Here is a 24,736-nt window from a genome sequence, read left to right as displayed (position 1 = left end):
GTCACGGATGCCGCAGGGCCGGTTCGCGACGTGAATAATGGGGCGCATGCCCCTGCTCCCGGAATCGCCGGACCCACGCTTCGTTCTCTCGACCGACAACGTCCGCATCGCCACCTACGAGTTCGGCGACCCGAGCGGGCGACCGGTCGTGCTGGTGCACGGATTCGCCTCCGGAGGGCTGCTCAACTGGCACCACTCGGGCTGGACTCGCGTCCTCAGCCGGGCGGGGTTCCGCGTGATCGCGATCGATCAGCGCGGGCACGGCGCGAGCAGCAAGCCGCACAGCTCCGACGCCTACACGATGCCGCTTCTCGTCAACGATCTCCTCGACGTGCTCGACACCTTCATGCTCGACGAGACCCTCTTCGTCGGCTACTCACTCGGTGCCCGCGTCGGCTGGCAGGCCTGCCTCGACCTGCCCGACCGGATCACCCGCGCCGTTCTCGGCGGCATTCCCGACGGTGACCCACTCACCCGTTTCCGCACCGATGAGGCGCGGGAGTGCCTGGCGACCGGGACCGCACCCGCAGACAAGCTGACCGCCGCGTACGTGAAGATGGCCAGCGGCATCCGGGGCAACGATCTCGCCGCACTGATCTCTCTCGTCGAAGGGATGCGCGGGGGTGCCCAGCCCGACCCGGAGAACCCGCCGCAGCAGCCCGTGCTGTTCGCCACAGGCAGCGAGGACTCGATTCTCGAGAAGTCACGCACCCTGGCGAGCCACGCGCCGAACGGGACGTTCTTCGAGATCCCCGGCCGCAACCATTTCAACGCGCCGACGTCGAAGGACTTCAGGGCCGCGGCGCTCGAGTTCCTCAGCGCCGGCGACTGACAAAAGCGACAAAATCGCCGAGCGCAAGGGGGTCCCGAAAGCAGGGCTCCCGGACCCGACCGGATCTAAGGTGAGTCCATGTCACACTCCTCTTCATCGTCGTCCGCGGCATCCGCCCGCAACGCCGCTTCGCGCCTGCAGGATAATCACGCCTTCCAGCTCGTCGCCCGGACCGGGTTCGCGGTCAACGGCCTGCTGCACATCCTCATCGGCGGCATCGCGCTCGGTGTCGCTTTCGGTTCCGGCGGCGAAGCCGACCAGGGCGGCGCGCTCGGCGGACTGGCGTCGAGCCCCGGCGGGTTGTTCGTGCTCTGGGTCGTGGCGATCGGCCTGATCGGTCTCGGCCTGTTCCAGGTGCTGGAGACGGCGCTCGTGCGCGGAACCGACAAGGATGCCTGGGCCGACCGCGGCAAGGAAGGCGGCAAGGCGATCGCCTACCTCGCCATCGGGATCTCGGCGGTCAGCGTCGCGATGGGCGGCGGAAGCGACAGCTCGACCCAGACCCAGAGCCTGACGGCCAAGCTGCTGGCGACACCGGGCGGGGTGTTCCTCGTGATCCTTCTCGGGCTGGGCGTCATCGGCGTCGGCGTCTACTTCATCATCAAGGGAGTGAAGACGAAGTTCCTCGAAGATGTCTCGCTGCCCGCAGGCAAGACCGGCCGCTCGGTCACCACCCTCGGCCGGGTCGGCTACATCGCCAAGGGGGTCGCGATCGTCGTCGTGGGCATCCTCTTCTGCATCGCCGCCATCACCTCCGACCCCAGCGAAGCCACCGGCCTCGACGGCGCCCTCCACGCACTCGCGGCGCTGCCGCTCGGCATGGTCATCCTCACCGTCGTCGCACTCGGACTCATCGCGTACGGCGTGTACTGCTTCGCCCGGGCGCGGTACGCCCGACTGTAGCTACTCTGCCCTTCACCCGACGGCATCGGAAATGTAGGGTGAGCGGATGCCGATCCTCCCGACAGAGCGCGACCCGCGTCTGATCACCATCCGTCGCGGCGGAACCCTGACGGACGAGCACCACCACCTGCTGGCCGAGTGGGCGGCGCAATGCGCCGAGCACGTACTGCACCTGTTCGAGGACCTGCAGCAGGGAGACAGCCGGCCGCGCGACGTTCTCGACGTCGGGCGCGCCTGGATCCGCGGTGAGGTGCCCATGAAGGTCGCGCACCAGGCGGCGTTCCAGGCCAACGCGGCCGCTCGCGGACTGCCCGACCCGGCGAAGTTCGCCGCGCTGTCGGCGGGCCAGGCGGTCGCTGTCGCCCACGTAGCCGCGCACGACCTCGGCGCTGCCGCCTATGCGATCCGGGCCGTCGGGGCATCCGTCCCTCCCGCCAAGGCTGTGGAGGCCCAGGCCGCGGAACGGGAGTGGCAGCGGACGCAGCTTCCCGACGCCGTTCGCGAGCTGGTCCTCGACGACCAACGCCGCCGGAGCGCCATCTGCTGGAACGTGTTCGACGACTGACGCCGGACACCGAACACGTGACGTCGACGGCCCGTGACCGGACCCGTGCCGCGGAGTAGGCTGCCGCACAACGGGAGTAGCGGGGAGGCGCACGTGTTCGAGATGGAGGGCATCGACCCGACCGTGGCGCCCGTCGGCACGATCTGTCTCGACTGCGAGGCGATCGAGGGCTGGTGGGTGCATCTGCGCCGCTGTGCCCTCTGCGGACATATCGGATGCTGCGACAACTCCCCATCGAAACATGCGAGCGCCCACTTCGCCGCGACGGGGCATCCGGTCATGCAGAGTTTCGAGCCCAACGAGAGCTGGTTCTGGAACTACTCGACGAAGCTACGTTTCCACGGCCCCAGGCTCGCCGAGCCGCGCAGCCGTCCCGACGACCAGCCGTCGCCCGGCCCCACCGAACGCGTGCCAGACAACTGGCGCGACCTGATCGGACCGTACTGATGGAGTCGTACACCGCCGCCCAGATCCGAGCCGCCGAAGAACCCCTGCTCGCTGCCGGTGTTCCGCTGATGGCGCGCGCGGCCGCGGCGCTGGCCCGGGAGATCCGCCTGGTGCTGCCCGCCGACCGGCCCGGCCGGGTCCTGATGCTCATCGGCCCCGGCAACAACGGCGGTGACGCCCTCTTCGCCGGCGCCGAACTCGCCGCCGCGGGTACGGTCGTCACTCTCGTGCCGACGGCCGACCGCATGCACGAAGCCGGTCGCGCTGCCGCTCTGGACGCAGGCGCACGGATCCTCCCGCCCGATTCGCTGACGGATGCCGTGGCATCCGTCGCGCTCGACACCGACGTGATCGTCGACGGCATCCTCGGCACCGGAACCAGCGCCAGTCCGGCGCTGCGAGGTCGTGCGCGGGAGCTCGTGGCTGCGCTGCTTCCAGTGCTGGCGAGAGAGGACCCACCCATCGTGGTGGCGGTCGACATCCCGAGTGGGATCCACCCGGACGACGGATCGGTGCCAGACCCGACTGTGCTGCGGGCGGATGTCACGGTCACGTTCGGCGCCTGCAAGCCCGGCCTGCTGCTCGCGCCGGCCGTCGAGTATGTCGGGCGTCTCGTCGTGGTCGACATCGGCCTCGGGCCCGAACTGGAACGCGTCGCACGGACGTCCTGACGGTGCCGCGGTCGGCGGCGTCGGGCTGAACAGCGAATAATGGAGGGTGCCGCCGCGGGCATCCGGCTCGCTGGGCGGCGATCGTTCGGAGCTGCACCCCCATGACCTCACCCCGCACTTTCAGCCGCTACGTCGCGCTCGGCGACAGTTTCACCGAAGGCGTCGGTGACGAACTGCCAGACGGACGCGTCCGCGGCTGGGCCGACTTCGTGGCGCTGGGCCTGCAGGCATCCGCCGACGAACCGATCGGGTACGCGAACCTCGCCATCCGCGGCCGCAAACTCGGTCCGATCATCGCCGAGCAACTGGAACCGGCGCTCGCCCTCGAACCGGACCTGATGACGTTCAACGGCGGAGGCAACGACATCCTGCGCCCCCGCGTCTCGATCGGCTGGGTCGTCGACGAGACCGTCAAGGTCGTCGACCGCGCGCTGCAACAGCCCGGCCTGCACCTCGTCGTGCTTGCCGGCGCCAACCCGTCACGGCACCTGCCGCTCGGTGGACTGATGCAGAAACGAGGCGACCAGCTGTCGGATGCGGTCCTCGGCGCCCTCAAGTCGACTCCCGTCACCCTCGTCAACAACTGGGGCGACGAGACGCTCACACACGGCAGGTACTGGTCGGTCGACAAGCTGCACCTCAACGCGCTCGGCCACGCGCGTGTCGCGTCGAACGTGCTGACCGCGCTCGGTGTTCCTGTGCCAGAGGAGTGGGGCGTCGACGAGGTCGCGGAGGCCGGCTCGGGGCCGCGCTCACGCAACACCGCTGCGTACTACCGCGAGTTCGTGCTGCCGTGGATCGGCCGCCGGGTCACCGGACGCTCGTCGGGCGACGGGCGTGATCCGAAGCGGTCGACGCTGCTGCCGGTGGACTAGCTCGGCGCGCATTAGTCTGAGGACGTTGGTGCGCTCGCGAGAGAGGAACTCGTCGATGATTCTTCTGTACGGCGGGGTCCAGGCCGACGAACCGGCACGCGAATCACCTCGGCTGCCTGCCGCAGCCGAAACGGGGCTCGCTCGACGCCTCGACTCCGTGCTTCGAGACCGCAGGCCGAAGCTCGCTCTTGGCGCCCTGGCATCCGGTTCGGACATCCTGATCGCGGAGTCGGCAATTCGTTGCGGGGTGCCGTTGCGGATCGTCCTGCCGTACTCCGTGGAGATCTTCCGGGCGACGAGTGTCGAATCCCGCGGCTCCCGGTGGCTCGCCGCCTACGACGCTATCGTCGAGGACCCCGCCGCCGTCGTGGTCGAGGGGAACAGGATGCCCGGTGGCGCCGAGGTGTACCGCGACCACAACCGAAGGCTCGCCGATGAGGCGGCCGATTGTGCCGACGCCACCGACGGACGCGTGGCACTGCTCGCCATCCGACCGGCAGGGGAATCGAGCACTGGGTCTGTCACGGACGACCTGATCGCGCTCGCGACAGACCGCGGTTACCCGATCATCGAATTGGGGGTGGACTGAGCCCGCTCGTGCAGGAAGCCCCCGAAATGATCGACATCGACGCTCGAGGCCAACCGCATCCCGACGCGCTGCAAATCACCGATGTGGTCGATCGAATCCAATCGCCGGACGGCGGCGGGATCGATATCGTGCAGGCCCAACTTGTCCAGTCCAGAGCGAGAGAGGTCGGCGTCATATCGGAGGTAGGTGAAGTGACGCTGAGGTAGAAGTCCCTCGGCGTCCTGAAGGTCACCGATCTCCAGGTCGATCTGCGCACCGTGACGGCACCGGCCGAAGATGCGACACAGGGTGTCCTGTTGCGTCGCGGCTGCGAACATGAGCGCGCCCGGCAACGTCACCAGGTTGGATGCGACATTCATCTGAGACGGTTCGAGCGCCTTGTCCGGCCTGGCGACAGAGCCAGTGCCCACCGAAACGAGCAGCATCGTGTCTTCGCCGGACTCCCAGCCCAGGCGGTACTGCGGAAGAGTGGCCATCAAGAAGAGCTGGAACGCCGGATTGTTGTAGACAGTGACGCCTCCGTCCACGAAGACGAATCTTTGATCCCTGTCGACGGCGATCTTCTCGGGTGGATAGAAGAGTGGCGCGGCAGTACTGGCCCGCACCAACTGCCAGAGCGGCAGGTTCAGATTGTTGTCGGATCTTGTCGGATCGTTGAATGTGGCGAGAGGGTTGTTACTGAGCGGCCAATGGGAATCCGTCGTGGCATTGCGCAGCACGATCATAAGCAGCGCGCGGAACTCGGGACTGCCGAATGTCGTCTCCGCCCCGAATTCACGGCGGAGCATGTCTGCGAGACGGATGCCGCTGAATTTGTTCTTCCACCGATCCAGCACGAACGCACGGTCGAACATGTCCCGACCGCTGTTGGCATACAGGTCACGGAGACGGCTGACCGGCCAGCCGAGCGCCAGACCTGTAGCGATCACGGCCCCCGTGCTCGTGCCGGCGAAGTAGTCGAAGTAGTCAGCCAGCACAAAGTCCTCTCCGGCGTCGAGCGCTCGGCGCAGAGTCCGTTCGACCTCGTCGAGTACCTCGAGAGAAATCACTCCGCGGATGCCACCGCCATCTAGGGCGAGGAGCTTTCTCTGCACCGGCGTGCTCAGCGAGGTCTCGACGCCGTCACTCATGGTCACGGGCTGTGTGCTGCGTCAGCGAGAGCCCCCCCAGAATCGCCCGCAACTCGACCTCGAGCTCAGGGTATCTGGATGATGGGGTCGTCGCCGTGGCAGTGTAGCCTCGCCCATCCTGGACGACGTAGAGCTGCATCTGCGTGACGGCAACCCCTTCAGGCGGCGTCCACTCGAACGAGCGGATGTACCCGGGCAGGCCACCGAGGATCTCCATAGGCTCGAACTGTTTTTCGTCGTACCCAGGGAATTCCTTCTGCAGAAGGTCGCCCTGGACGGCGGCGTACTGCTCGGTGTCGATTGTGGGGTCGAGTGGCTCTGACGATGCGATCACATTGGCTTGTCCATCGGGGGACAGGAACGTGATCGACTCCTTGTGGAACCAGTCCTCTGGGACCACACCAACGAGAGTCGGCGTGACGTGGTTGACGTGAGCACTCATTGTCGTCTCCTTTGCAATCGCTGTCACGATGTTCGACAGCACGCTTTTCTCGGATCCTTCCCGCGCCACCGCCGACGCCTCCCGCGCCATCGACGAGAACGGTGAAGGAGAACCTTCGGAGGCGAACGTCAGGACGGACTCCTCCAGGAGGGCCGTCGCCGCCCGTTCCTCTCCCTGCGTCGATGCCAGACCGCCGAGCCGCGCGAGGAATGGGCCGGCGAGACTTTCTGCGCGCATCCGCGAGAGCCCGGCTTCGTACATGACTCGCTGCGAGCCGGGGTCCGGAGCGACTTCTGCGAGCGAAAGCCAGTTCCTCGCGTGGACCGCGCCGAGATTGGCGGCACCGTCACCGCGCAGCCGGACGTTCGTTTCGAGGCTCCATGCGTGTGCTTTCACCGCCTCGTCGACCTGACCGAGACGCGCCAGAGCGAAGGCTCTGTTGCTCAGATCGATGACGACCGATTGGTGGTCCGGCCCGTACAAGGAGCGGTTGATCCGAAGCGATCGGTCGAAATACTCGAGCGCTGCCGGGTAATCCCCGCTTCGGTAGTGGAGGGTTCCGATCTGCGCCCAGGTATCTGCCACTTCGCCATGCACCCGTCCATGCTTCTCGATCCGGATCTCGGCGGCCTGGTGCAGCAAATCGATGGCGGTCTCGAAGCGGAGGTCTGTGGCGAGGTCAATGGCGGCTCTCACAAGAGCAAGATCGCCGATGCGGGATTCTGCGAGTTCCCGGATGCTCGCCAGCGGCTCTGAGACGGCAGGTGCGTCGTCGTCGCCCGATCCCGCCGGGGCTGACGAGCGCTGGACCTGCACACGAAACAAGCCGATCAGAGCGGTCAACCTCTCGAACGAGTTCGGATGGGCGGTGGCCTCGATTATCTTCCGCGCTTCCTCGAAGGTGCGGCCGGCCTCGTCCAGCTCGCCGCGCTCCAACTGGACCTCACCCAGGCGGCACAGGCATCGAGCGACGCGTGCGTGACGGTCTCCGAGGCTCTCCTTGAACACGGCGACGGCATTCTCGAGTCTGCGGGCGGCGTACTCATGTCCCTGCGCGCTGCGGTGTTCTTGCAGCTCGCCGCCGAGGTGCTCTAGAGCAGATGCGTGCAGGGACGAGCCTTCCCCCCATGTCTCGGAGACGATGTCGACGATGCGGTCGAACGCGTCGATTGCCACCGGTTGTTTGGCTAGCGCGCCAAGCGCCTCATCGAACTTCGTCAGCGCAAACAGGCTGATCGCGCCATCGCGACCGTCGTCTTCGTCGGAGACGTGAATTCTTCGAAGGATCATGATGGCGCGGACGAGGTGATCCCGTGCGGCCGAATCCTTGGCGTCCGCGACATCCATGATGAACATGCGCAGGAGGTCCCGACCGACCTTCCAGTGCCCGTCGCCGTAAGCGTTCTGGTCGATGTCGCGAGCGCGGCGGTAGTACTGTTCAGCCCTCTCCACGTCGCGCTCCGCCAGCCGATCGTCTCCGAGCATTACGAGCCAGTCGGCGAGTTCTGGGTGGGACGTGCCGTATGTTTCCTCCGCGCTTGCTACGACGCGGAGAAACTGCTCGTTCTTCGATTCGCTGGCGACCCCGGATCCAAAGAGCTGGGAATCGAGGTAGCTGAGGAACCGTGCTTCAGGGAATTCCTGAAGACCCAGCTCCTGGTAAGCAGTCGTAGTGTCGTCCAACCGTAGCTTGGCCTGCAGCACGTTACCGGTACCAAGCTCGATGGCGAATAGCGCGTAGAGCCCCTCGGCTATTCGATGGTGGTCTGTGTGTTCCCCGCGGCGAATTCGGAGGGCGGCCTCGAAGCTCGACCTCGCGCTCTCCCAATCCTCCAGATCGAGGAAGAGTGTTCCGAGACTGAAATGGTCCTCCGAGACCTCGAGGCTCTCGGAGCCTGTGGACTTCTCGTGCTCGCGCAGCGCGTCGATGTATGACTCGCGCGCGGCTTCGAAGTCTCCCCTGTCGCGTTGAACTCCACCGAGGTGCCTCGTGATGGTGGCCAGGATAGCTCTCTCGTCTCGACCATCGCGGCCGCCGATGATGCGAGCTGCGTCGCTGAAAGCTTTGGCAGCTTCATCGAGCCGCGCCTGACTGCGGTGGAAGACGCCGACGCGGTCGAGAAGGGTGGCGCGCTTCACGCCCAGGGACTCCTTGCCTGACGAATGGTTGAGCACAGCGGTGGCGTGACTGAGGAGTGTGTCACTGGTGGTCCAGGCTCGAACTTCCTCCGGATCCTTCGGGAACGCGGCGAGAATCACGTCGAGGGCGCACGCGATCCACGTGTCCTTCTGCTTCTCATCGAGGGTTGATCGGGTGAAGTACTGAACCGTCCGGTGGAGACTGACCGCCTCCCCTGAGACCCTTCCTTCCGTTCGGCGGACTTGAGAGAAGTCGGCCAGCAAGGCGAGAGCGTCTCGGAGAGTTCCTGGGCTGGCGAACACGGGAGCAAGCAGGTCCGGCAATTCAACCGCGTGCGCCGAAAGGATTCCCAGCGGGACCTCATCGGGGCCCAGATAGGAAAGCAGGCTCAGGAGTTCGACGGCTCCCTGCGCGTGCTGAGATGCTACCGATCCGATCTCGTCGAAACACAGGCGCCACGCTCCGAACATGGACGGCGAATCAGAACCGGGCGCTCCGAAGGCTGAGTAGTCATGCAACTTTTCCCGATATTCAGCGGCTGAAATATGCTTCCGCTTCATGTAAGAACCGGCTTGCTGCAGTGCCAGCGGGATTCGCATCAGATCTTCAGCGAGCAGTTCCAGATCAGATTCTGGTTCAGAATCCCTCGGGCGCAGGAGAGTCACCGCATCAGGCAGACTCATCGCCTCAACGGGAATCGTGGTGGTGCCGATGTCGTCCCATCCGAGTCGCTGGGACGTGATGATCGTGTGGCCCCGTCCTCCCGGGAGCAGGCCGCTAATCGACTCGGGGGTCTTGGCATTGTCGAAGATCAGCAGCCAGTCGCCCAGGCGTTCCAGTTCGGCGCGAGCGACCTGCGCGTAGTCCTCATCTTTTCTTCGCGGCAGCCTGAGCGCTTCGGCCAGGTCCGCGAGTCGCTGGGTCGCAACACTTCGGTCCTCGGACGGGATCTCCCAGATGATCCGATAGTTGTCGCTGTTCCGATGGGCGAATTCGACAGCGAGATGCGTCTTGCCGTGCCCGGGAAGCCCGGTGAGTACGACTGTGGCTGCCGACTGCCCATCTGTATTGAGTGCGCGGTCTATCGCACTGATCGCGCTTTCCTGGCCGACAAAGCCTCGGTTGCGTTCGCGAATACGGGACACCCGACGCGTTGTGTTCGCACATCCGATCCCATCGAGTCGCCCGAGAAGTCGGTCCCACCAATCCTCATCGGTCTGAATTGCGGCCTGGAGCGTCGTGAGCTTGGAAATGGAAGACGGCAGGGTGTCAGTGTGAGGCATCTGTGCGCCTTCGACGAGAAGGGGAATTACGGTGACACCGCGCTCGAGGGCGGTCTCGATCTCACGACGCGTCCAGTCCTGCTCAATGTCGAGCCGCCGACGGTTCTCGTTGTCGGTGATCGAGGCCCAGTCAGGGCCGATCACCGCGAGGAAAACATCGCACGATCGAAGCGCGTCCTCGATCAGGTCAGGAAAGCTCTCGCCGTAGTCCTGGCTGACATCGAAGAAGACGTTCGAGCTTGAATAGCCTGCCCTCACGAGGTCGTCCCTCAGCGTGCGCGCGGCGAGCGAACTGTCGTTCCGCCGATAGCTGACGAAGACCCTGAAGTCGGACCGCGCCGATGACGACGGCATGGTCAGGGCTGATGTGCGTGAGAGGTCGACGCTTTCCTGGGTCACCAGTCCTCCAGATGTGCCCGCCCTCACTGCATAGTGTGGCCCCCCGTCGGCTCGCCCGCAAGGTCTGCGGGCGAGGACGCAGCATTCGCATGGGGACCTCTCCCCACCGACATCCCCGCCGATCGGGCCATGCGCGCACTAGTCTGAGGACGGTGTGCCGCGCACACCGGGGGAGGATCGCATCGTGAGTCTGGGGGACGTCACCGTGTCGAGCGCCGCCCGCCGCCGCATCCGGTCGTTTTCCACCTGGGTCTGGGTCGCCGGCGCCCTCCTCATGGCGGTCGTCGCGTTCAACACCTACGCCAGGCTCGGTCTCGGCGAGGGCGGATTCGCCCTCATCGGCGACGGGGAGAACCCGTGGCAGCAGGCGGATCCGACGGTCTTCGACGAGCACGCCGGTGACGTGTGGTCGGGCACCGGAAGCGGCGTCATCCACATCCCGCTCGACGAGCACAAGCAGGAGGCGTACACGGCCCGCCTCGAGTCCGGCGAGTTCGTCGACCTGTTCGTCACTCGCGTTGAAGACATCGGCCGCCCGGCGGACGATCGCGGCTGGCCCGAGTCCATCGCCTACTTCTACGACGTGGGGGAGGAGGCGCTCGTGCTCCCCCCGGAAGGCGAGCTCGAACTGTGGGTCCGTGCCGACGGCGACTGGGAGGTCACCCTCGAGAAGGCCGAGGTGGACGAGGTCAAGAACGGTCTCGCCGACGGCAAGGGCAACGCGTTCCTCGTCTACCGCGGCGACGCGGCCAGCGCCCGGTTCGTGCACAAGGGTGACGGCCCGTTCTACGTGACCGTCCACACCTTCGGCGGTGAGTCCGACCAGCCGATCATCGAGTCGGGCGACGTCAACGAGCGACTCTCCTGGGATCCCACAGAAGCCGTGTACTTCACCATCGAGTCCGACGCCGAACATGGTGCCTGGCTCGTCGACATCGACGAACTGGCGACGGATGCCCCTGAGCCGCCGACTCCGGAACCCACGACCCCCACGTCCACGCCCGCAGCGCAGCCCGCCACGCCCGCATCGCGAACCACGGCATCCCGCCGCACGAGAGGAACGCCCAGCGCATGAGCTTCACCGACACGCTCGACCAGGCCTTCAAGGCCCGACTCCCTCTGCTCTACATCGAGACCAGTGAAGAGGAACGGGTGCTCGAACAGATCGCGCTCGCCGCGAAGGGGCTCCGCCGTCCGCGCGACGTGTGGACCTGGACCTCCGCGACCGGTCTCATCGGACCGGATGCCGAAGCGATCGTCAACACGTCGACGCCCGCCCGCGCCCTCGACCACATCACCGGCATCCCCGACAACGCCGTCTTCGTGTTCTGCGACCTGCACGCCTACTTCGGTTCTGATCAGCGGCCAGGTGACCCCGTGATCATCCGCAAGGTGCGGGAGACGGTACTCGAACTGCGCCACGGCGACGCGGCCCGCGCGCTCATCGTCACTGCGCCCGTGCGCACCATCCCGCCGGAGCTCGACAAGCTCACCCACCTGCTCGAGTTCCCGCTGCCTGACACCACCGAACTCCGGGCGATGCTTGACACGATGATCGAGAACAACGCCTCCGGCAGCGGTCGGATCCGGATCAAGGCCGACACCTCCACCCTCGTGAACCTCGTTCAGGCCGCCCGCGGCCTCACGATGTCCGAGGCGGAGAACGCGTTCGCCCGCGCCATGGTCGACGACGGCGAACTCACCGCGGCAGACATCAACGTCGTCCTCGACGAGAAACGCCAGATCGTCAGTAAGTCCGGGCTGCTCGACTTCGTCCGAGGCACCCTCGACCTCGACTCGGTCGGCGGGCTCAACAACCTCAAACGCTGGCTCTCCCGCCGCAACGGGTCGTGGCAGGCCGAAGCGGAGGACTTCGGTCTCCCGTCCCCGAAGGGCGTGCTCATCACCGGCGTTCCCGGCTGCGGAAAGTCGCTCACCGCGAAGGCGATGGCCGCGTCGTGGAATCTTCCGCTGCTCCGCCTCGACATCGGCCGGATCTTCTCCGGCCTCGTCGGCTCGTCCGAGCAGAACCTGCGCACGGCGCTGGCGACCGCCGAAGCCGTCGCCCCGTGCATCCTCTGGGTCGACGAGATCGAGAAGGGCTTCTCCAACACGACGGGCAGCGGCGACTCGGGTACCTCGGCTCGCGTCTTCGGATACTTCCTCACCTGGATGCAGGAGAAGAAGCATCCGGTGTTCGTCGTCGCCACCGCGAACAACATCGACGCCCTGCCACCGGAGTTCATGCGCAAGGGCCGCTTCGACGAGATCTTCTTCGTCGACCTGCCCACCGCCGTCGAGCGCCGCGCCATCTGGAGCATCCAGCTCGCCTCCAACGCGACGGATGCCAACGGGCTGGCCGACGTCGACACGGCCGCCATCGAGCGACTGGTCACGGTCAGCGAGAACTACTCCGGTGCCGAGATCGAGCAGGCCGTCGTCGTGGCGCTGTACGAGGCGTTCGCCGAACGCCGCCCGGCCGCCCTCACCGATCTCGAGCGGGCCGTGACCAACATGATCCCGCTCGCCGTCACGCAGTCTGAAGAGGTGCAGGCCATCCGCGCCTGGGCCGAAGTCCGCGCCGTGCGGGCGACCGGCAGCGAGGACATCGACGCGAACGAAGACGCCGCCGAACTCGTCGGCGTCGGCGTGCCAGGGGCCGAGGCCGGGCTGTCCAGCCGTCGCGGCGGCCGCACCGTGGACTTCTAGGCAGATCGGACACCCCTCATGGCAGACAAGCAGCTCATCGTCCAGGTGCGACCGGACGGCACCGTGCACGCCGAAACCGTCGGCATGTACGGCGCCGAGTGCCTCGACTACATCGCGGTGCTCGAGAACCTCCTCGACGCCGAAGCGACGGCATCCTCGTTCACCGACGCATACAACCAGGTCGCCGCCGACCAGGAGAGCTCGACGCGCAACTGGGACACCGACCGATGACCCTGCTCGACCGGCAACCCCGAGCCCTCGGCGCCGTCGAACCGCTGCGGCGGCCCGGCGGTGAACTGCGCTGGTCGCGATTCCTCACGGCGACGACCGCCGAAGGCCCCGGCCTGCGTTCGGCGCTCTGGGTGCAGGGCTGCAGCGTGCGCTGCCCCGGCTGCTTCAACCCGCACCTCTGGGCCGAGATCGGGGGCACTCTCGACGAGACGGGCGCGCTCGCCGAGCGTTTCGTGACGGATGCCGTCGGCGCCGGCGTCGAGGGAATCACCCTTCTCGGCGGTGAACCTTTCGACCAGGCGGCCGCGCTCGCCACGATTGCCGAGGCCTTCCGTGCCGCCGGGCTGACCGTGATGACCTTCTCCGGCTACACCCTCGAGTCGCTTACCGGGTGGGCGGCCGACCGGGACGACGTCGCCCGGCTGCTCGCCGCAACCGACCTGCTCATCGACGGGCCGTACCTGCAGGACGCCCCAGACGGCATCCGCCCGTGGCTCGGCTCGACCAACCAGGGCATCCGCGCCCTCAGCCCGGCCTATGCCGACGAGGTCGCCCGCATCGAACGCGAGGGCGGCCGGGATCGGCTCGAGATCCGTCTCCACCGCGACGGCCGGATCGACGTGAACGGCTGGGCGGAAGCATCCGCCCTCGAAGAACTCCTGCACGACCTGGGCCCCCGACAGGACCGGCCCCGAACGAAAGCGACAGCCTCATGAGCGTGACCGTGCTCCTCATTCCCCTCGCGATGGCCGCGGCCGCAGCAATGGGAGGCGTCGGTGTCGCCGGCGCCGTGTCGATGTCGAAGGACACCGCGTCGACCGACGGCGGACCCGCTCCGGCGCTGAAGGTGCGCACCCGGATGAAGGACAGCTCGCTGCTCTCCGAGGCGTTGACCAACCTCGGAGCGACCGGTGTCGATGTCTCCCGCACGAGAGTCACCGCCGAGGTCGACGGGGTGTCGCTGACGATGCGGCTCACCCATGACGGCATCTGGGAAGCGCACGTCGAGAGCCTCGACGGCCGCGTCGTCGATGAGGCATCCGTCAGCGATCTCGTGCAGCGGCTCGACGCCGAGTACGCCCTGCTCGTCCAGCAGGCCGTGGCCGAGAAAATCCGCCAGCGCGCGGAGGGCTCGGGTTTCGACCTCGTCTCGGAAACCCGCGACGCCGACGATACCGTGACCATGGTGCTCAACGTCCGTTCTGGCGCGTAGGCGACGAGTGATGACCGACGCGAGAACATCCGGCAGGGGGAGAGCGACGCCCACTGGTGGTCCATCCGCCCTGTGGATGATCATCGCGAGCAGCTGGATCATCCTCGTCCTGTTCCCCGGCGCGGTGTTCACCTGGCTCGCGTTCGGCATCATCGCTGCAGTCGCCCGCCGCCGGTCATGGTGGGTCGCGTCTGTGGTCTACGGGATCGCCGCCTTCGTGATCGGTTTCGTGCCGGATGACGGCGGCGACATGCTGCAGGGAACCCTCTATCTCGTCGGCATCGCTCACGCGCTCATCGCCAACCCGACCTGGCTGAGTGACCTGTGGGCGCGGCGCGAGAACGGGCTGAACCTCATGGGCGGGCCTGCCCGTGCTCGGACCGGTCAGGGGTCGCGCAGGTCACGGGGTGTCGTGCCGCCCGAGGCCGAAGAGTTGCTGGACGCGCCGGGGACGTCGCGTTCCGACTACGTCGCCGGTGAACCCGAGGCTGCTCCTGCCGCGGCGCGGAAGTCGAGGGCCTCCCGGCGGTCGAGCGCACCGGCCGCACCGGCTGCCCGCGAGCCAGTCGAGACGATCGATGTGAACACCGCCAACCAGCGCGCCCTGGCGAAGCTGACCGGGATGGACCGGCGCCTGGCCAAAGCAATGATCGCCGAGCGCACCAAACGCGGCGGCTTCGGATCGCTGGAGGACTTCGCGACTGCGGCAGGCCTGCAGCCGCACGAGCTTGTCCGGCTCCGCGATGAGGCGTTCTGTTCGCCGCGGCCGCGTGCCGCGCGCACGTTCGGGCGTCGGGTCGACTTCTAGCCCGCCCCGTGCGACGTACTCACCTGTTCCGGACGCACTCACCAGGTGCGCGGGGTGAGGAGGTCCGGAAGTGGTGAGTAGACGCCCAAACGGAGGCAACTCGAGACTTGAGCCGGGCTGGCTCAAGTTTTTGAACCCGGCGGGAATAGTCGGTATTGTGCTGCCGTTGAGTTGAGTCACAGGCACTCAAGTTCCAGGAGGATCCATGCCCGCATTCTTCGGTCCCGCAGGTTCGGGAAACGAATCGTTCGACGAGTTCATCGCGCGTTACCTGCAGGGGCAGCGCGCCGCCCAGTCCGGGCGGACGATCGACATCACCCGTCTGCTGAGCCGACGCACCCAGGAGGTGCTCGCCGACGCCGCGCGGTTCGCGGTCGACCACGGCCACTCCGAGGTCGATGCGTTGCACATCCTGCGTGTCATGGTCGAGGCGGCCCCGGTGGCCGACGCCCTCCGCGCCCTCGGCACCGACCCGGCCGAGCTGGCCGAAGCAGCCGAGCAACGACTGCCCGAACGTTCCGACCGCGACGTGCAGACCCCGCCGTCGATCACGTCGTCAGCCCAGCGCGCTCTGCTCGACGCCCACCAGGTCGCCCGCGCGTTCGGTTCCACCTACATCGACCCCGAGCACCTCTTCTTCGCCTTCGTCGTGAACCAGGAGATGCCCGTCGGTCAGGTCCTCGCCGGATTCGGCGTGACTCCGCAGACCCTGCAGGCCGGATACGAATCCGCTCGCGAGGCACAGGCATCCGGCACGGCGACAGCGGGCAGCGAGGCATCCACCACTCCGCTGCTCGACCAGTTCGGCACCGACCTCACCGCGCTCGCCCGTGACGGCAAGCTCGACCCGGTGATCGGCCGTGCAGACGAGATCGCGCAGACCATCGAGATCCTGTCGCGCCGCACGAAGAACAACCCCGTGCTGATCGGCGAGGCCGGCGTCGGCAAGACCGCCGTCGTCGAAGGACTCGCGCAGGCGATCGTCGACGAAGAGGTTCCGCAGCTGCTCCGCGGCAAGCGCGTCCTCGCTCTCGACCTCGCAGCCATGGTCGGCGGCACCCGGTACCGCGGCGACTTCGAGGAGCGGCTCACCAAGCTGCTCGACGAGATCTCCGCCAACCAGGGTGAGCTCATCGTGTTCCTCGACGAGATGCACACGGTCGTCGGCGCAGGCGGCGGTGGGGAGAGCGGCGGACTCGACGCCGGAAACATCCTCAAGCCACGCCTGGCCCGCGGCGAACTGCACGTCATCGGTGCGACGACACTCAACGAGTATCGTCGTGTCGAGAAGGACCCGGCGCTAGAACGTCGCTTCCAGTCCGTGCACGTGAACGAGCCCAGTGTCGGCGATGCCGAGAGCATCCTGCGCGGACTCCGTCCCCGCTACGAGGAGTTCCACGACGTCAGCTACACCGACGAGGCCCTCCGTGCCGCCGTGGATCTCTCCGCCCGCTACGTCACCGACCGGTTCCTGCCAGACAAGGCCATCGACCTGCTCGACCAGGCCGGCGCGCGACTGCGCCTCCGCCAGGTCGTGAAGATCGACACAGCGCCGATGCGTGACGAGATCGCCATCCTGGAGAAGTCCAAGGATGCCGCGGTCGCCGCCGAACGCTACGAAGAGGCGTCGAACCTGCGCGACGAGATCGAGAACCTCACCGCCGAGATCGCGGCTGCTGAGGCGACGGATGCCACGGCATCCGCCTCGGTTCCCGCCATCGTCGGTGAGGCGGAGATCGCCGAGATCATCTCGCGTGCCACCGGCATCCCGGTGACGCGGCTCACCCAGGACGACCGCGCCCGCCTCGCGCACCTCGAGACCGAGTTGCACGAGCGCGTGATCGGACAGGATGACGCCGTCGAATCCATCGCCAAGGCCGTGCGGCGCAACCGTACAGGGATGGGCGACCCGAATCGTCCGGTCGGCAGTTTCCTGTTCCTCGGCCCCACCGGTGTCGGCAAGACCGAACTCGCGAAGGCCCTGGCCGGATCGCTGTTCGGAGACGAGAGCGCCATGCTGCGGTTCGACATGAGCGAGTTCGGTGAGCGCCACACGGTGTCACGGCTCGTCGGTGCCCCTCCCGGATACGTCGGGTACGACGAGGCGGGTCAGCTCACTGAGCGTGTGCGTCGCAACCCGTACTCCGTCGTGCTGCTCGACGAGATCGAGAAGGCCCACCCCGACGTCTTCAACCTGCTGCTGCAGGTGCTCGACGACGGACGCCTGACCGACGGTCAGGGTCGCACGGTCGACTTCCGCAACACGGTGATCATCATGACCTCGAACATCGGTTCCGAGTTCCTGGCGAGCAGGAGCGGTGCACTCGGATTCATCGCGGATGCCGGCGACGGCAGCGGGTTCGGCTCCGAGAAGGCGCTCCGCGACCGCGTCATGGGCAAGCTGCGTGAGGCGATGCGACCTGAGTTCCTCAACCGGATCGACGAGGTGGTGCTGTTCCGCAAACTGGAACAGGAGCAGCTGCACGACATCGTGCGGATGCTCCTCGGCCGCACCGCCGCCAGGCTCACCGCTCAGGGGGTCGGCTTCGAGGCCACAGACGAGGCCGTCGACTGGATCGCCACCCGCGGCTACGAGCCCGAGTACGGTGCCCGTCCGCTGCGTCGCGTGATCCAGCGCGAGGTCGAGGACCGCATCGCCGGACTCATGGTCGACGCCGAGCTGACCGCAGGGTCGTCGATCGCGGTGTCCGTTGCCGATGACGAGCTGCACGTCACGTCGGAGGTCGAGGCCCGGCTGGCCGCTTAGCCCGCACCACGAAGGCCGTCACCGCTCAGCGGTGGCGGCCTTTTGCGTGTGCGCGATCCCGGTCCCGTCTCCAACTTCGGAGATTCGGGACCGAACGCACGAAAACCCGCCGGAAGAGCCGTGATCCCGCGAAATCTCCGAAGTTGCGAACAGGGTCAGGGGGTACGAGCGCTCAGCACCCCGAGAACCGCGAGCGCATAGGCATCCGGAGCCGTCGTGGCGTCGAAGCGCAGCTTCTGCCCGGCACGATCGACCTCGACCACATACATCTCGTCGACGCGCAGCAGGAAGCTGAACGTCCCGCCGAGCAGGTCGCGCAGCTGGTCCTCACGCGGAAGCCACAGTGTCTTCTCGAGCGCCACCGAGTCGAGGGCCCACTCGGTGGTTCCGTTGAATCCGAGGATGGTCCCCGAGTCATAGTCGTGCGGCTCGATCGTCATGTCGCTGACGGTGAACACCTCACCGTCGAACTCCGCCGTGTTCAGGCAGAACTGGTCGCCCGACTCGGGGATCCAGCCGAGCCCTGCATCGTGGAGTTGCTGCGCGAGCGCTACGGATGTCGTGGTGACCGTCATTCTCCGATCGTGGCACGCACGCATGAGAATCGCCCGCGAGTTGGCAGTTACACACCCAAAACGGCCGGGAACTCCCGCGTTGGGTGCGTAACTGCGATCTCGGGGTCGCGCGACCGCGCGACCACGTCACATCCGGAAGTCGTATTTCAGCGGCAGCGGTTCACCCGATGCCCCGGCAGCGGCCTGGTACTCGTTCCACAGGTCCTCGAGCAGGCCGTCACCCTCGCGCAGGTCGATGATCCGAAGGTCTCCGTCGAGGATGCCGCGGCACCGGACCACGTCCCCGGTCGCCAACGCCGCGCGCGCCTCTGCGACGAGTACGCGCCCATCCGATCGGTCCGCCCCGCTGAGTGAATCGATCAGCTCGAGCACCTCGAGAGCTCGCCCGTCCCGCTGCAGAACCGCGAGCAGCTCACGGGTCAGCGGCAGCAGCCCTGGCGCGAGTTCATGCGCGGCCCGGTAGAACCGGACCGCTTCAGCCGTGTTACCCCGGTCGTCCGCGAGCGCGCCGAGGTTCCGCAGCGCCCACGCGTTCGGAACGTGGTCGACAGATGCCTGCCAGAGCGTCCCTGCCTCGACGAACGACCCCTGCGCGGCCGCGATCACCCCCAGGTGGAGCGACGCCAGCCAGTCGTCGCGCTGCCGGAGCAACGGCACCCAACGCGGGTCGATCTGGTACGAACGCGGCGCGACGGCCGGGTCCAGTTCGGCCTCCGCAGCGGGCTCGCCACGCAGCAGTCGCAACCAGAACTCCTCGTCGGAGCCAATGGCATCCGAAGAGAACGGCGTCACCTCCGCCGAGAACGGTTCGAGCCCGGAGTGCTTCCGCAGTTCGTTCTCGACGGCACCCCACCCCGAGCCGTCCGGAATGACCTCGACGATGAGCTCACCCGACTGGTCGCGATCCCGGAACCGAGACAGCCGATCGTCCAGGTCGCGCGCCGCGAGGTTCTCGGCCACGGCTTCGGTCGCGACCACCCAGTTTGACGACCCCGCCGCAGACGCATCCACCTGCACAGCCCCGTAGGCCTCGACCCACGACCACTCCGTCTCGGCCGGCATCCGCAGGTACTCGAGCTGGGTGCGCGCGAGCCCGGCCTGGATCTCGCAATACGACCCGGCCCCTGACACCCATTCCTGCCAGTGCCTGCCGCCGGAGTTCTGTCCCCAGACGAAGAGCTTGCGGCCCTTGAGGTTGCCCGTCGACGCCTGCACGAGACCGAAACCATCGCGGTCCACCGCGGCGATCCATGGCATCCGGATGCCCGCTGTGTCGAAGAAGTAGTCGACCGTGTCCTCGGTGCGCGCCGGCCAGGTGATGTCGAAGCCGTCGACGACCGGCACGGGCACGGTGCTGAGCACGCGCTCCTGGCCGTATTTCCAGGCGGATGCCGCCGGCACGAGCACACGCGTCTCCTCCTGCTGCGGAACGGCCATGTTCGACCACCAGTACATCGGTGTCGCATCCGGCTGCGCGTTGAGAATCGTGCCGCGGATGAACAGCTCGTGCGAATCGGCGGGCAGCCAGGCGTCCACGCGGAACGTGACGTTGCGGATGCGCTCGTACTCGAAGAACCGCAGCCCGACTTCGCCGTCCGGCCCGCTCAGCGCTGCGGTGTGCATCGGCGAGCTCGTGAACGGGGAGTGCCCGATCATGCCGATGTTCCACTCGACGCCGCCGGCGAACCACGCGTTGCGGAGGGCGAGGTTACGGAACCGGATCGCGTCGTTCTGGTGCAGCAGCTCCCGCCCGGTCGCGCGGTCGATGAGCGACCACAGCCGGCCACCGAGCCCGGGCAGGAACGTCGCGGTGACGTGCTCGTTCTCCAGTACGACGGTCGCGTGGTCGGAAGGCTGTTCGTCGGCGCTGTAGCCGTCCTGGTCGAGATACGGCATCGCCGTCTGACCGCGACTGGCCTGCTCCTCGACGCCGGGCTCGTCGACGCCTGGCTCCTCGGCTGCGTCCTCGAAGCCGGACTGGGCGTGGATGTCGCCGGTGCCGAAGATGTTCGGCAGGGGATTCGATGGCCCCCACGTCGACGTCGGAAGTGTGAGTGTGCCCATTCGAATCGAACTCAACGCTGATCCCTGTCGCTTTCTTCTCCGGTGAATGATGCCCCCGACGATGAGAGCCCGCATCGAGTCTGGAGTCTCCCGGTGGTCGGCGTCCAGTTTTCCGGCGAGTGTCGTTCCCCCGAGGTCAGGCGCGTTCCTCGAGCGGCACCGTCTCGCCGGTGAGAAGCGACTGCCGGGCGGCGAGTGCCACCTCGAGGGCACGGACAGCGGATGCCGTCGGGCTGAACGCAGGATCGGTCCCTGCATGCACGCACTCGAGGAAGTATTCGACCTGCCGCGTGTAGTGGTCGAGCGCTGTCAGCGTCTCACTCGTGCCGCCGCCGACGGTTGCCAGCCGGTAGGAGTTCACGCCGCTGAAGCCGTCCGCCGCCGTCGGAGCATCCGCCGAGAAATCGTAATCGAGGATGCCGTCGGTGCCGACGAGGCTGAGCGAGCTCGTGAACGGCGCCCCGGCCGGGACGCCGGCGAAGGTGAGCACCTGGCCGATCGCCCCCGAACGGTACTCGATCGTCGTTTCGATCGGCCCGAGCGGGTCATTCGACGTGCCCGTGACGGCGACGGGCACGCCGAGGAACAGGTTCATCTGGTCGAAGTCGTGAATGCCGACGTCGACGACGGCTCCGCCGGACTGCTCATCGTCGAACCACCAGGGTGTATCCGGCTTCGTGATCAGCCGCCGGGCTCGGGCTGACAGCACCGTGCCGATGCTTCCTGCTTCGACGTCCGACCTCGCCCGCCGGTAGCCCTCGAAGAACCGGACGACGTGCGCGACCATGAGCACCCGGTCGCTGGATGCCGCGGCCGCCGAGATGGCGAGGGCGTCCGCGATCGTCAGCGCGATCGGCTTCTCGAGCAGCACGTGCTTGCCGGCGTTCAGTGCGCGCACCGCGATCTCCCGGTGGGTGGCCGTCGGCGTGCAGACCGAGACGATGTCGACCGCGGGGTCGCCGAGCACGGCGGTGAGGTCCGTGACGATGCGTGCACCGGGCGCCTCGTCGAACGTCGTTCCGGGGTGACGGCTGCACACGTACTTGATGCCCGAGGCGTACCCGAGAGCAGACCACGCTGCCGCGTGCGTCCTGGCCATGTAGCCGGACCCGATGATCGCGATGGTGGTCATGCGTTCTCCTCCTGCCGCGGAGCATCCGCGACGTGCCCGGGCCATGCGCGGTGTGCGCCGTCGCCCGTCACCATTCTGGCGGTCGCGACGGGTGCGTGGAAGGCCGGTGTCAGTGGTTGGGATTGCCGGGTGACGGATGCCGGGGTGCCTGCCGTTTCTGGTGGGCGAACTCACCGCCGGCACGGCCGCCGTACGGGCGGCCGTGGTCGGCATACTCTTCACGAAAGAACGCCATCCGCCACGGTCCGAGCTCGATCCTTGCGCCGGTCCGGAGGATCTGCCCGTCTGTCTTCCTCCCGCTCGACGTCGTGGCACCTGCCCGGCCTGACGGGTAGTAGACGTACTCGTCGTTCGTGTCGTGAACGATTTCGGCATGAGTGTCCAGCAACCCGGCGAGCCTCAGGTCGGCCGACTCGCCCGATCCGATGCGGGTGACCGTCGGCAGCAGGTCGAACTCGCGCGGCCGCTGGCCGTTCCAGTTCTCCGAGCCGACGACGAAGATCAGCCTGGGTCGCCCGGAGCCGGGCGTGTAGTGCGTCGTCGTCACACGACGGCGAACGCGGCGATCGAACGTCGGCGCAAGCGGGAACAGGGTGCCAGGCGGCAGTTCGAGTGCCGCCTCCGCATCCGGGTCCCGTCGTTTCGGCGTCAGCAAGGGCGCGACGGCGCTCGGTGCACCGAGCTCGATGTGCGGGGACCTGGTCACCAGCCGTTGGGCCACGGTGGTGTGCACCGCCCCGAGCCGCGCGATCATGCCTGCCGGTCCGCTGATCGCGACGGTCAATCCGCGCCGAGCGAGTTCATCGGCCACGACGCGCAGACTCGAGAGCTTTGGCCGCCGGCCCGCGAGCATGAGCTCGGGGTCGCTGGTGTACAGCTCGACCTCGGTGCCGCTGGCGGTCATCCTGCCGCGCATCCTCGGAGCATCCTCGCCGGCTTCCGGCTCGACCAGCGAAAATGTCAGGTCGATGTCGAGAAACGTCGACGACATGGTCAGGAACCGGATGCGTCGGAGCGGGAAGCCTGATCGTCGCTCGTGGTGATGCGGACTGTGCCGTTGAACTTCCAGGTGGCGCGAGGAGCGTCCGGCCCGATGTCGCGGGGAACTTCGACGGTCATGTCGATGAAGTTGTAGTCGATGACGGCGCTCCGGCCGGTCAGGTACGACCACATCTCCTGGCCCAGATCCGCCCAGTCGCGGATGCTGCGCTCGCTGGCGGCGCTGTCCGTGCCGACGGCGTCGTTTGTGCCGACGGCGTCGTTTGTGTCACTCATGATGGAACCCACCTTCCGGCCGCTCCGTTGCGGCTCAAGTCTGATCACCCTAAGTCGGGATTCCGGGGTGAACGGCGATTCTCAAATAATGCTCAGGTTTCTGGACGGCGTCTTGATATTCGGCGGGCGCGGCGCTGCTCGACGAACGGGTCGTTCGACGTAACGCGACGTGAGGCCGCACCGGCCATGCGGAAGACTGGGAGCATGACCGCAGAACCGAAGAAGCTCATCCTCAACCTGTTCGAGATGGCGTGCGTGAGTCACATCACCCACGGTCTCTGGGTGCTCGACGGCAACCAGCGCGACCGCTACGCCGACATCGACTATTGGACCGAGCTCGCCCAGCTCACCGAGTCCGGCGGGTTCGATGGGATCTTCCTCGCCGACGTCGTCGGTGCCTACGACGTGTTCCGCGACGGTCCCGAAACGGCCATCCGTGAGGGGCTGCAGATCCCGAACCTCGACCCGCTGTCGATCGTGCCCGCCATGGCCGCGGTGACGAAGCACATCGGTTTCGGCGTCACCTTCTCGACCAGCTACGAGCCACCGTTCGCGTTCGCGCGCCGGATGAGCACGCTCGACCACCTCACCCGTGGCCGGATGGGGTGGAACATCGTCACCTCCTACCTGCCGAACGCGGCACGCAATTTCGGGCTCGCCGACGAGATCCCGCACGACAAGCGCTACGAGATCGCTGACGAGTACCTCGACGTGGTCTACAAACTGTGGGAGGGGTCGTGGGATGACGGTGCCGTCGTCAACGACCGCGCCGCCGGGATCGTCACCGACCCGGCCAAGGTGCGCTACATCGACCACGTCGGCGAGAACTTCCGCGTCGCCGGTCCGCACCTCGTCGCGCCGTCACCGCAGCGGACGCCCGTGCTGTACCAGGCCACCGGTTCGCCTGCCGGTATCGAGTTCGCCGGGCGCCACGCCGAGGTCGTATTCACCGGTGGGCGGAGTGCCGCTGATTTCCGCCGGAACACCGACGGGATGCGGGATGCCGTCGAGCGTCACGGTCGCGATCGGAACGACATCCGTTTCATCGTGCAGGCCGGCGTCGTCACCGGGCGGACGGATGCCGAGGTCGCGAAGAAACTGCAGGAGTACCGGGAACACACGAGCGTCGACGCGATCCTCGCGCACTACGGATTCGTCATCGACCCGACCGCGTACCCCCGCGAGACCCTCGTCACTGACATCCTCGAGCGGGAGGGGAAGACAGACACCGCGTTCGCCCGCACCGTCGCGCCAGGGAAGACGGCGGGCGAGCTCGTTGACGAGGCACGCACCGGGCGCGAGGAGCGGTACTTCGTCGCAGGCACCCCCGGAGTCGTCGCGGACGAGATCGAGCGCTGGCTCGACGAGGACGGCGTCGACGGGATCAACCTGCGCCAGTACCACTCGTTCGGCACGACGAGGGACTTCGTCGAACTCATCGTGCCAGAGCTGCGCAAGCGCGGCCGGCTGCACGAGGGCTACACGCCGGGTGAGACGCTTCGCGAGCGGCTCTTCGGTGCCGGACCGTACCTTCCTGCCGGCCACACGGCGGCGCGGTATCGCGGGGGCGCGAACCTGGACAACCCGGTGGAGCCGCTGAAGCTCAGCAATCAGTGATGGTGGCATCGAGAGTGCAGTAGTGGTTCGAAAACGGCGGTTTATCGAGCCGCTACTGCACTCTCGGCC

22 protein-coding genes are annotated in these 24,736 nt (G+C 67.1%); 15 read left to right on the top strand and 7 right to left on the bottom strand.

Annotated features, from left to right (window positions below; genetic code table 11):
* The first annotated feature begins 46 nt into the window (after nt 1–46).
* From AC1M0F_RS12970 to AC1M0F_RS12940, 7 genes are all read left to right on the top strand, one after another.
* Nucleotides 47–832, top strand: a complete 786-nt coding sequence (locus tag AC1M0F_RS12970) for an alpha/beta fold hydrolase (protein WP_480238666.1) — start codon at nt 47–49, stop codon at nt 830–832.
* A 78-nt stretch (nt 833–910) separates the two neighbouring features.
* Entirely contained in the window at nt 911–1,735 is an 825-nt protein-coding gene (locus AC1M0F_RS12965) for a DUF1206 domain-containing protein (RefSeq protein ID WP_480238665.1), read from the top strand.
* Nucleotides 1,736–1,781: 46 nt separating this feature from the next.
* On the top strand, nt 1,782–2,300 hold the full coding sequence (locus AC1M0F_RS12960; protein ID WP_480238664.1) for a putative immunity protein: 519 nt from the start codon (nt 1,782–1,784) through the stop codon (nt 2,298–2,300).
* A 102-nt stretch (nt 2,301–2,402) separates the two neighbouring features.
* Complete coding sequence (locus AC1M0F_RS12955; RefSeq protein WP_480238953.1) at nt 2,403–2,747, top strand: UBP-type zinc finger domain-containing protein; 345 nt, start codon at nt 2,403–2,405, stop codon at nt 2,745–2,747.
* The gene (locus AC1M0F_RS12950; protein ID WP_480238663.1) at nt 2,747–3,418 is read left to right on the top strand and encodes an NAD(P)H-hydrate epimerase; all 672 of its coding nucleotides are present in this window, start codon (nt 2,747–2,749) and stop codon (nt 3,416–3,418) included. Before AC1M0F_RS12955 ends, AC1M0F_RS12950 begins: the two co-directional genes overlap by 1 nt.
* A 101-nt stretch (nt 3,419–3,519) precedes the next feature.
* Nucleotides 3,520–4,293 (top strand): SGNH/GDSL hydrolase family protein, encoded by a 774-nt coding sequence (locus AC1M0F_RS12945; RefSeq protein WP_480238662.1) that lies wholly within the window; start codon nt 3,520–3,522, stop codon nt 4,291–4,293.
* Between the two features lie 55 nt (nt 4,294–4,348).
* A complete protein-coding gene (locus AC1M0F_RS12940; protein WP_480238661.1) occupies nt 4,349–4,882 on the top strand; it encodes a hypothetical protein in 534 nt (177 codons plus the stop codon).
* Here AC1M0F_RS12940 and AC1M0F_RS12935 read toward each other — a convergent pair.
* Nucleotides 4,852–6,012, bottom strand: a complete 1,161-nt coding sequence (locus AC1M0F_RS12935; RefSeq protein ID WP_480238660.1) for a patatin-like phospholipase family protein — start codon at nt 6,010–6,012, stop codon at nt 4,852–4,854. The genes AC1M0F_RS12940 and AC1M0F_RS12935 overlap by 31 nt on opposite strands.
* A complete protein-coding gene (locus AC1M0F_RS12930) occupies nt 6,005–10,276 on the bottom strand; it encodes a tetratricopeptide repeat protein (protein ID WP_480238659.1) in 4,272 nt (1,423 codons plus the stop codon). The genes AC1M0F_RS12935 and AC1M0F_RS12930 overlap by 8 nt, the downstream gene beginning before the upstream one ends.
* A gap of 184 nt (nt 10,277–10,460) precedes the next feature.
* On the opposite strand from AC1M0F_RS12930, the gene AC1M0F_RS12925 reads away from it, so the two are divergent.
* From AC1M0F_RS12925 to AC1M0F_RS12895, 7 genes are all read left to right on the top strand, one after another.
* The gene (locus tag AC1M0F_RS12925; RefSeq protein WP_480238658.1) at nt 10,461–11,351 is read left to right on the top strand and encodes a hypothetical protein; all 891 of its coding nucleotides are present in this window, start codon (nt 10,461–10,463) and stop codon (nt 11,349–11,351) included.
* Entirely contained in the window at nt 11,348–12,985 is a 1,638-nt protein-coding gene (locus tag AC1M0F_RS12920; RefSeq protein WP_480238657.1) for an AAA family ATPase, read from the top strand. The genes AC1M0F_RS12925 and AC1M0F_RS12920 overlap by 4 nt, the downstream gene beginning before the upstream one ends.
* An 18-nt stretch (nt 12,986–13,003) precedes the next feature.
* Nucleotides 13,004–13,216: a DUF2997 domain-containing protein gene (locus AC1M0F_RS12915; protein ID WP_480238656.1), complete on the top strand. Its 213-nt coding sequence runs from the start codon at nt 13,004–13,006 to the stop codon at nt 13,214–13,216.
* The gene (locus AC1M0F_RS12910; RefSeq protein ID WP_480238655.1) at nt 13,213–13,932 is read left to right on the top strand and encodes a 4Fe-4S single cluster domain-containing protein; all 720 of its coding nucleotides are present in this window, start codon (nt 13,213–13,215) and stop codon (nt 13,930–13,932) included. The genes AC1M0F_RS12915 and AC1M0F_RS12910 overlap by 4 nt, the downstream gene beginning before the upstream one ends.
* A complete protein-coding gene (locus tag AC1M0F_RS12905; protein ID WP_480238654.1) occupies nt 13,929–14,429 on the top strand; it encodes a hypothetical protein in 501 nt (166 codons plus the stop codon). The genes AC1M0F_RS12910 and AC1M0F_RS12905 overlap by 4 nt, the downstream gene beginning before the upstream one ends.
* 10 nt (nt 14,430–14,439) lie before the next feature.
* A complete protein-coding gene (locus tag AC1M0F_RS12900) occupies nt 14,440–15,237 on the top strand; it encodes a ComEA family DNA-binding protein (RefSeq protein ID WP_480238653.1) in 798 nt (265 codons plus the stop codon).
* Nucleotides 15,238–15,442: 205 nt separating this feature from the next.
* Nucleotides 15,443–18,004 (top strand): ATP-dependent Clp protease ATP-binding subunit, encoded by a 2,562-nt coding sequence (locus AC1M0F_RS12895; RefSeq protein WP_480238652.1) that lies wholly within the window; start codon nt 15,443–15,445, stop codon nt 18,002–18,004.
* Between the two features lie 155 nt (nt 18,005–18,159).
* Here the strand turns inward: AC1M0F_RS12895 and AC1M0F_RS12890 are convergent, their stop codons facing one another.
* From AC1M0F_RS12890 to AC1M0F_RS12870, 5 genes are all read right to left on the bottom strand, one after another.
* Nucleotides 18,160–18,579: a hypothetical protein gene (locus AC1M0F_RS12890; protein WP_480238651.1), complete on the bottom strand. Its 420-nt coding sequence runs from the start codon at nt 18,577–18,579 to the stop codon at nt 18,160–18,162.
* 126 nt (nt 18,580–18,705) lie between these two features.
* On the bottom strand, nt 18,706–20,643 hold the full coding sequence (locus AC1M0F_RS12885) for a DUF5107 domain-containing protein (protein ID WP_480238650.1): 1,938 nt from the start codon (nt 20,641–20,643) through the stop codon (nt 18,706–18,708).
* 136 nt (nt 20,644–20,779) lie between these two features.
* Complete coding sequence (locus AC1M0F_RS12880; protein ID WP_480238649.1) at nt 20,780–21,775, bottom strand: Gfo/Idh/MocA family protein; 996 nt, start codon at nt 21,773–21,775, stop codon at nt 20,780–20,782.
* Nucleotides 21,776–21,884: 109 nt separating this feature from the next.
* Complete coding sequence (locus tag AC1M0F_RS12875) at nt 21,885–22,766, bottom strand: FHA domain-containing protein (RefSeq protein WP_480238648.1); 882 nt, start codon at nt 22,764–22,766, stop codon at nt 21,885–21,887.
* Nucleotides 22,767–22,768: 2 nt separating this feature from the next.
* Nucleotides 22,769–23,050 (bottom strand): hypothetical protein, encoded by a 282-nt coding sequence (locus AC1M0F_RS12870; protein WP_480238647.1) that lies wholly within the window; start codon nt 23,048–23,050, stop codon nt 22,769–22,771.
* A gap of 204 nt (nt 23,051–23,254) precedes the next feature.
* On the opposite strand from AC1M0F_RS12870, the gene AC1M0F_RS12865 reads away from it, so the two are divergent.
* On the top strand, nt 23,255–24,667 hold the full coding sequence (locus AC1M0F_RS12865; RefSeq protein WP_480238646.1) for an LLM class flavin-dependent oxidoreductase: 1,413 nt from the start codon (nt 23,255–23,257) through the stop codon (nt 24,665–24,667).
* Nucleotides 24,668–24,736: the final 69 nt, after the last annotated feature.

The organism is Mycetocola sp. Y719 (assembly GCF_056713205.1).
This window is presented reverse-complemented; position numbering and strand designations above follow the sequence as displayed.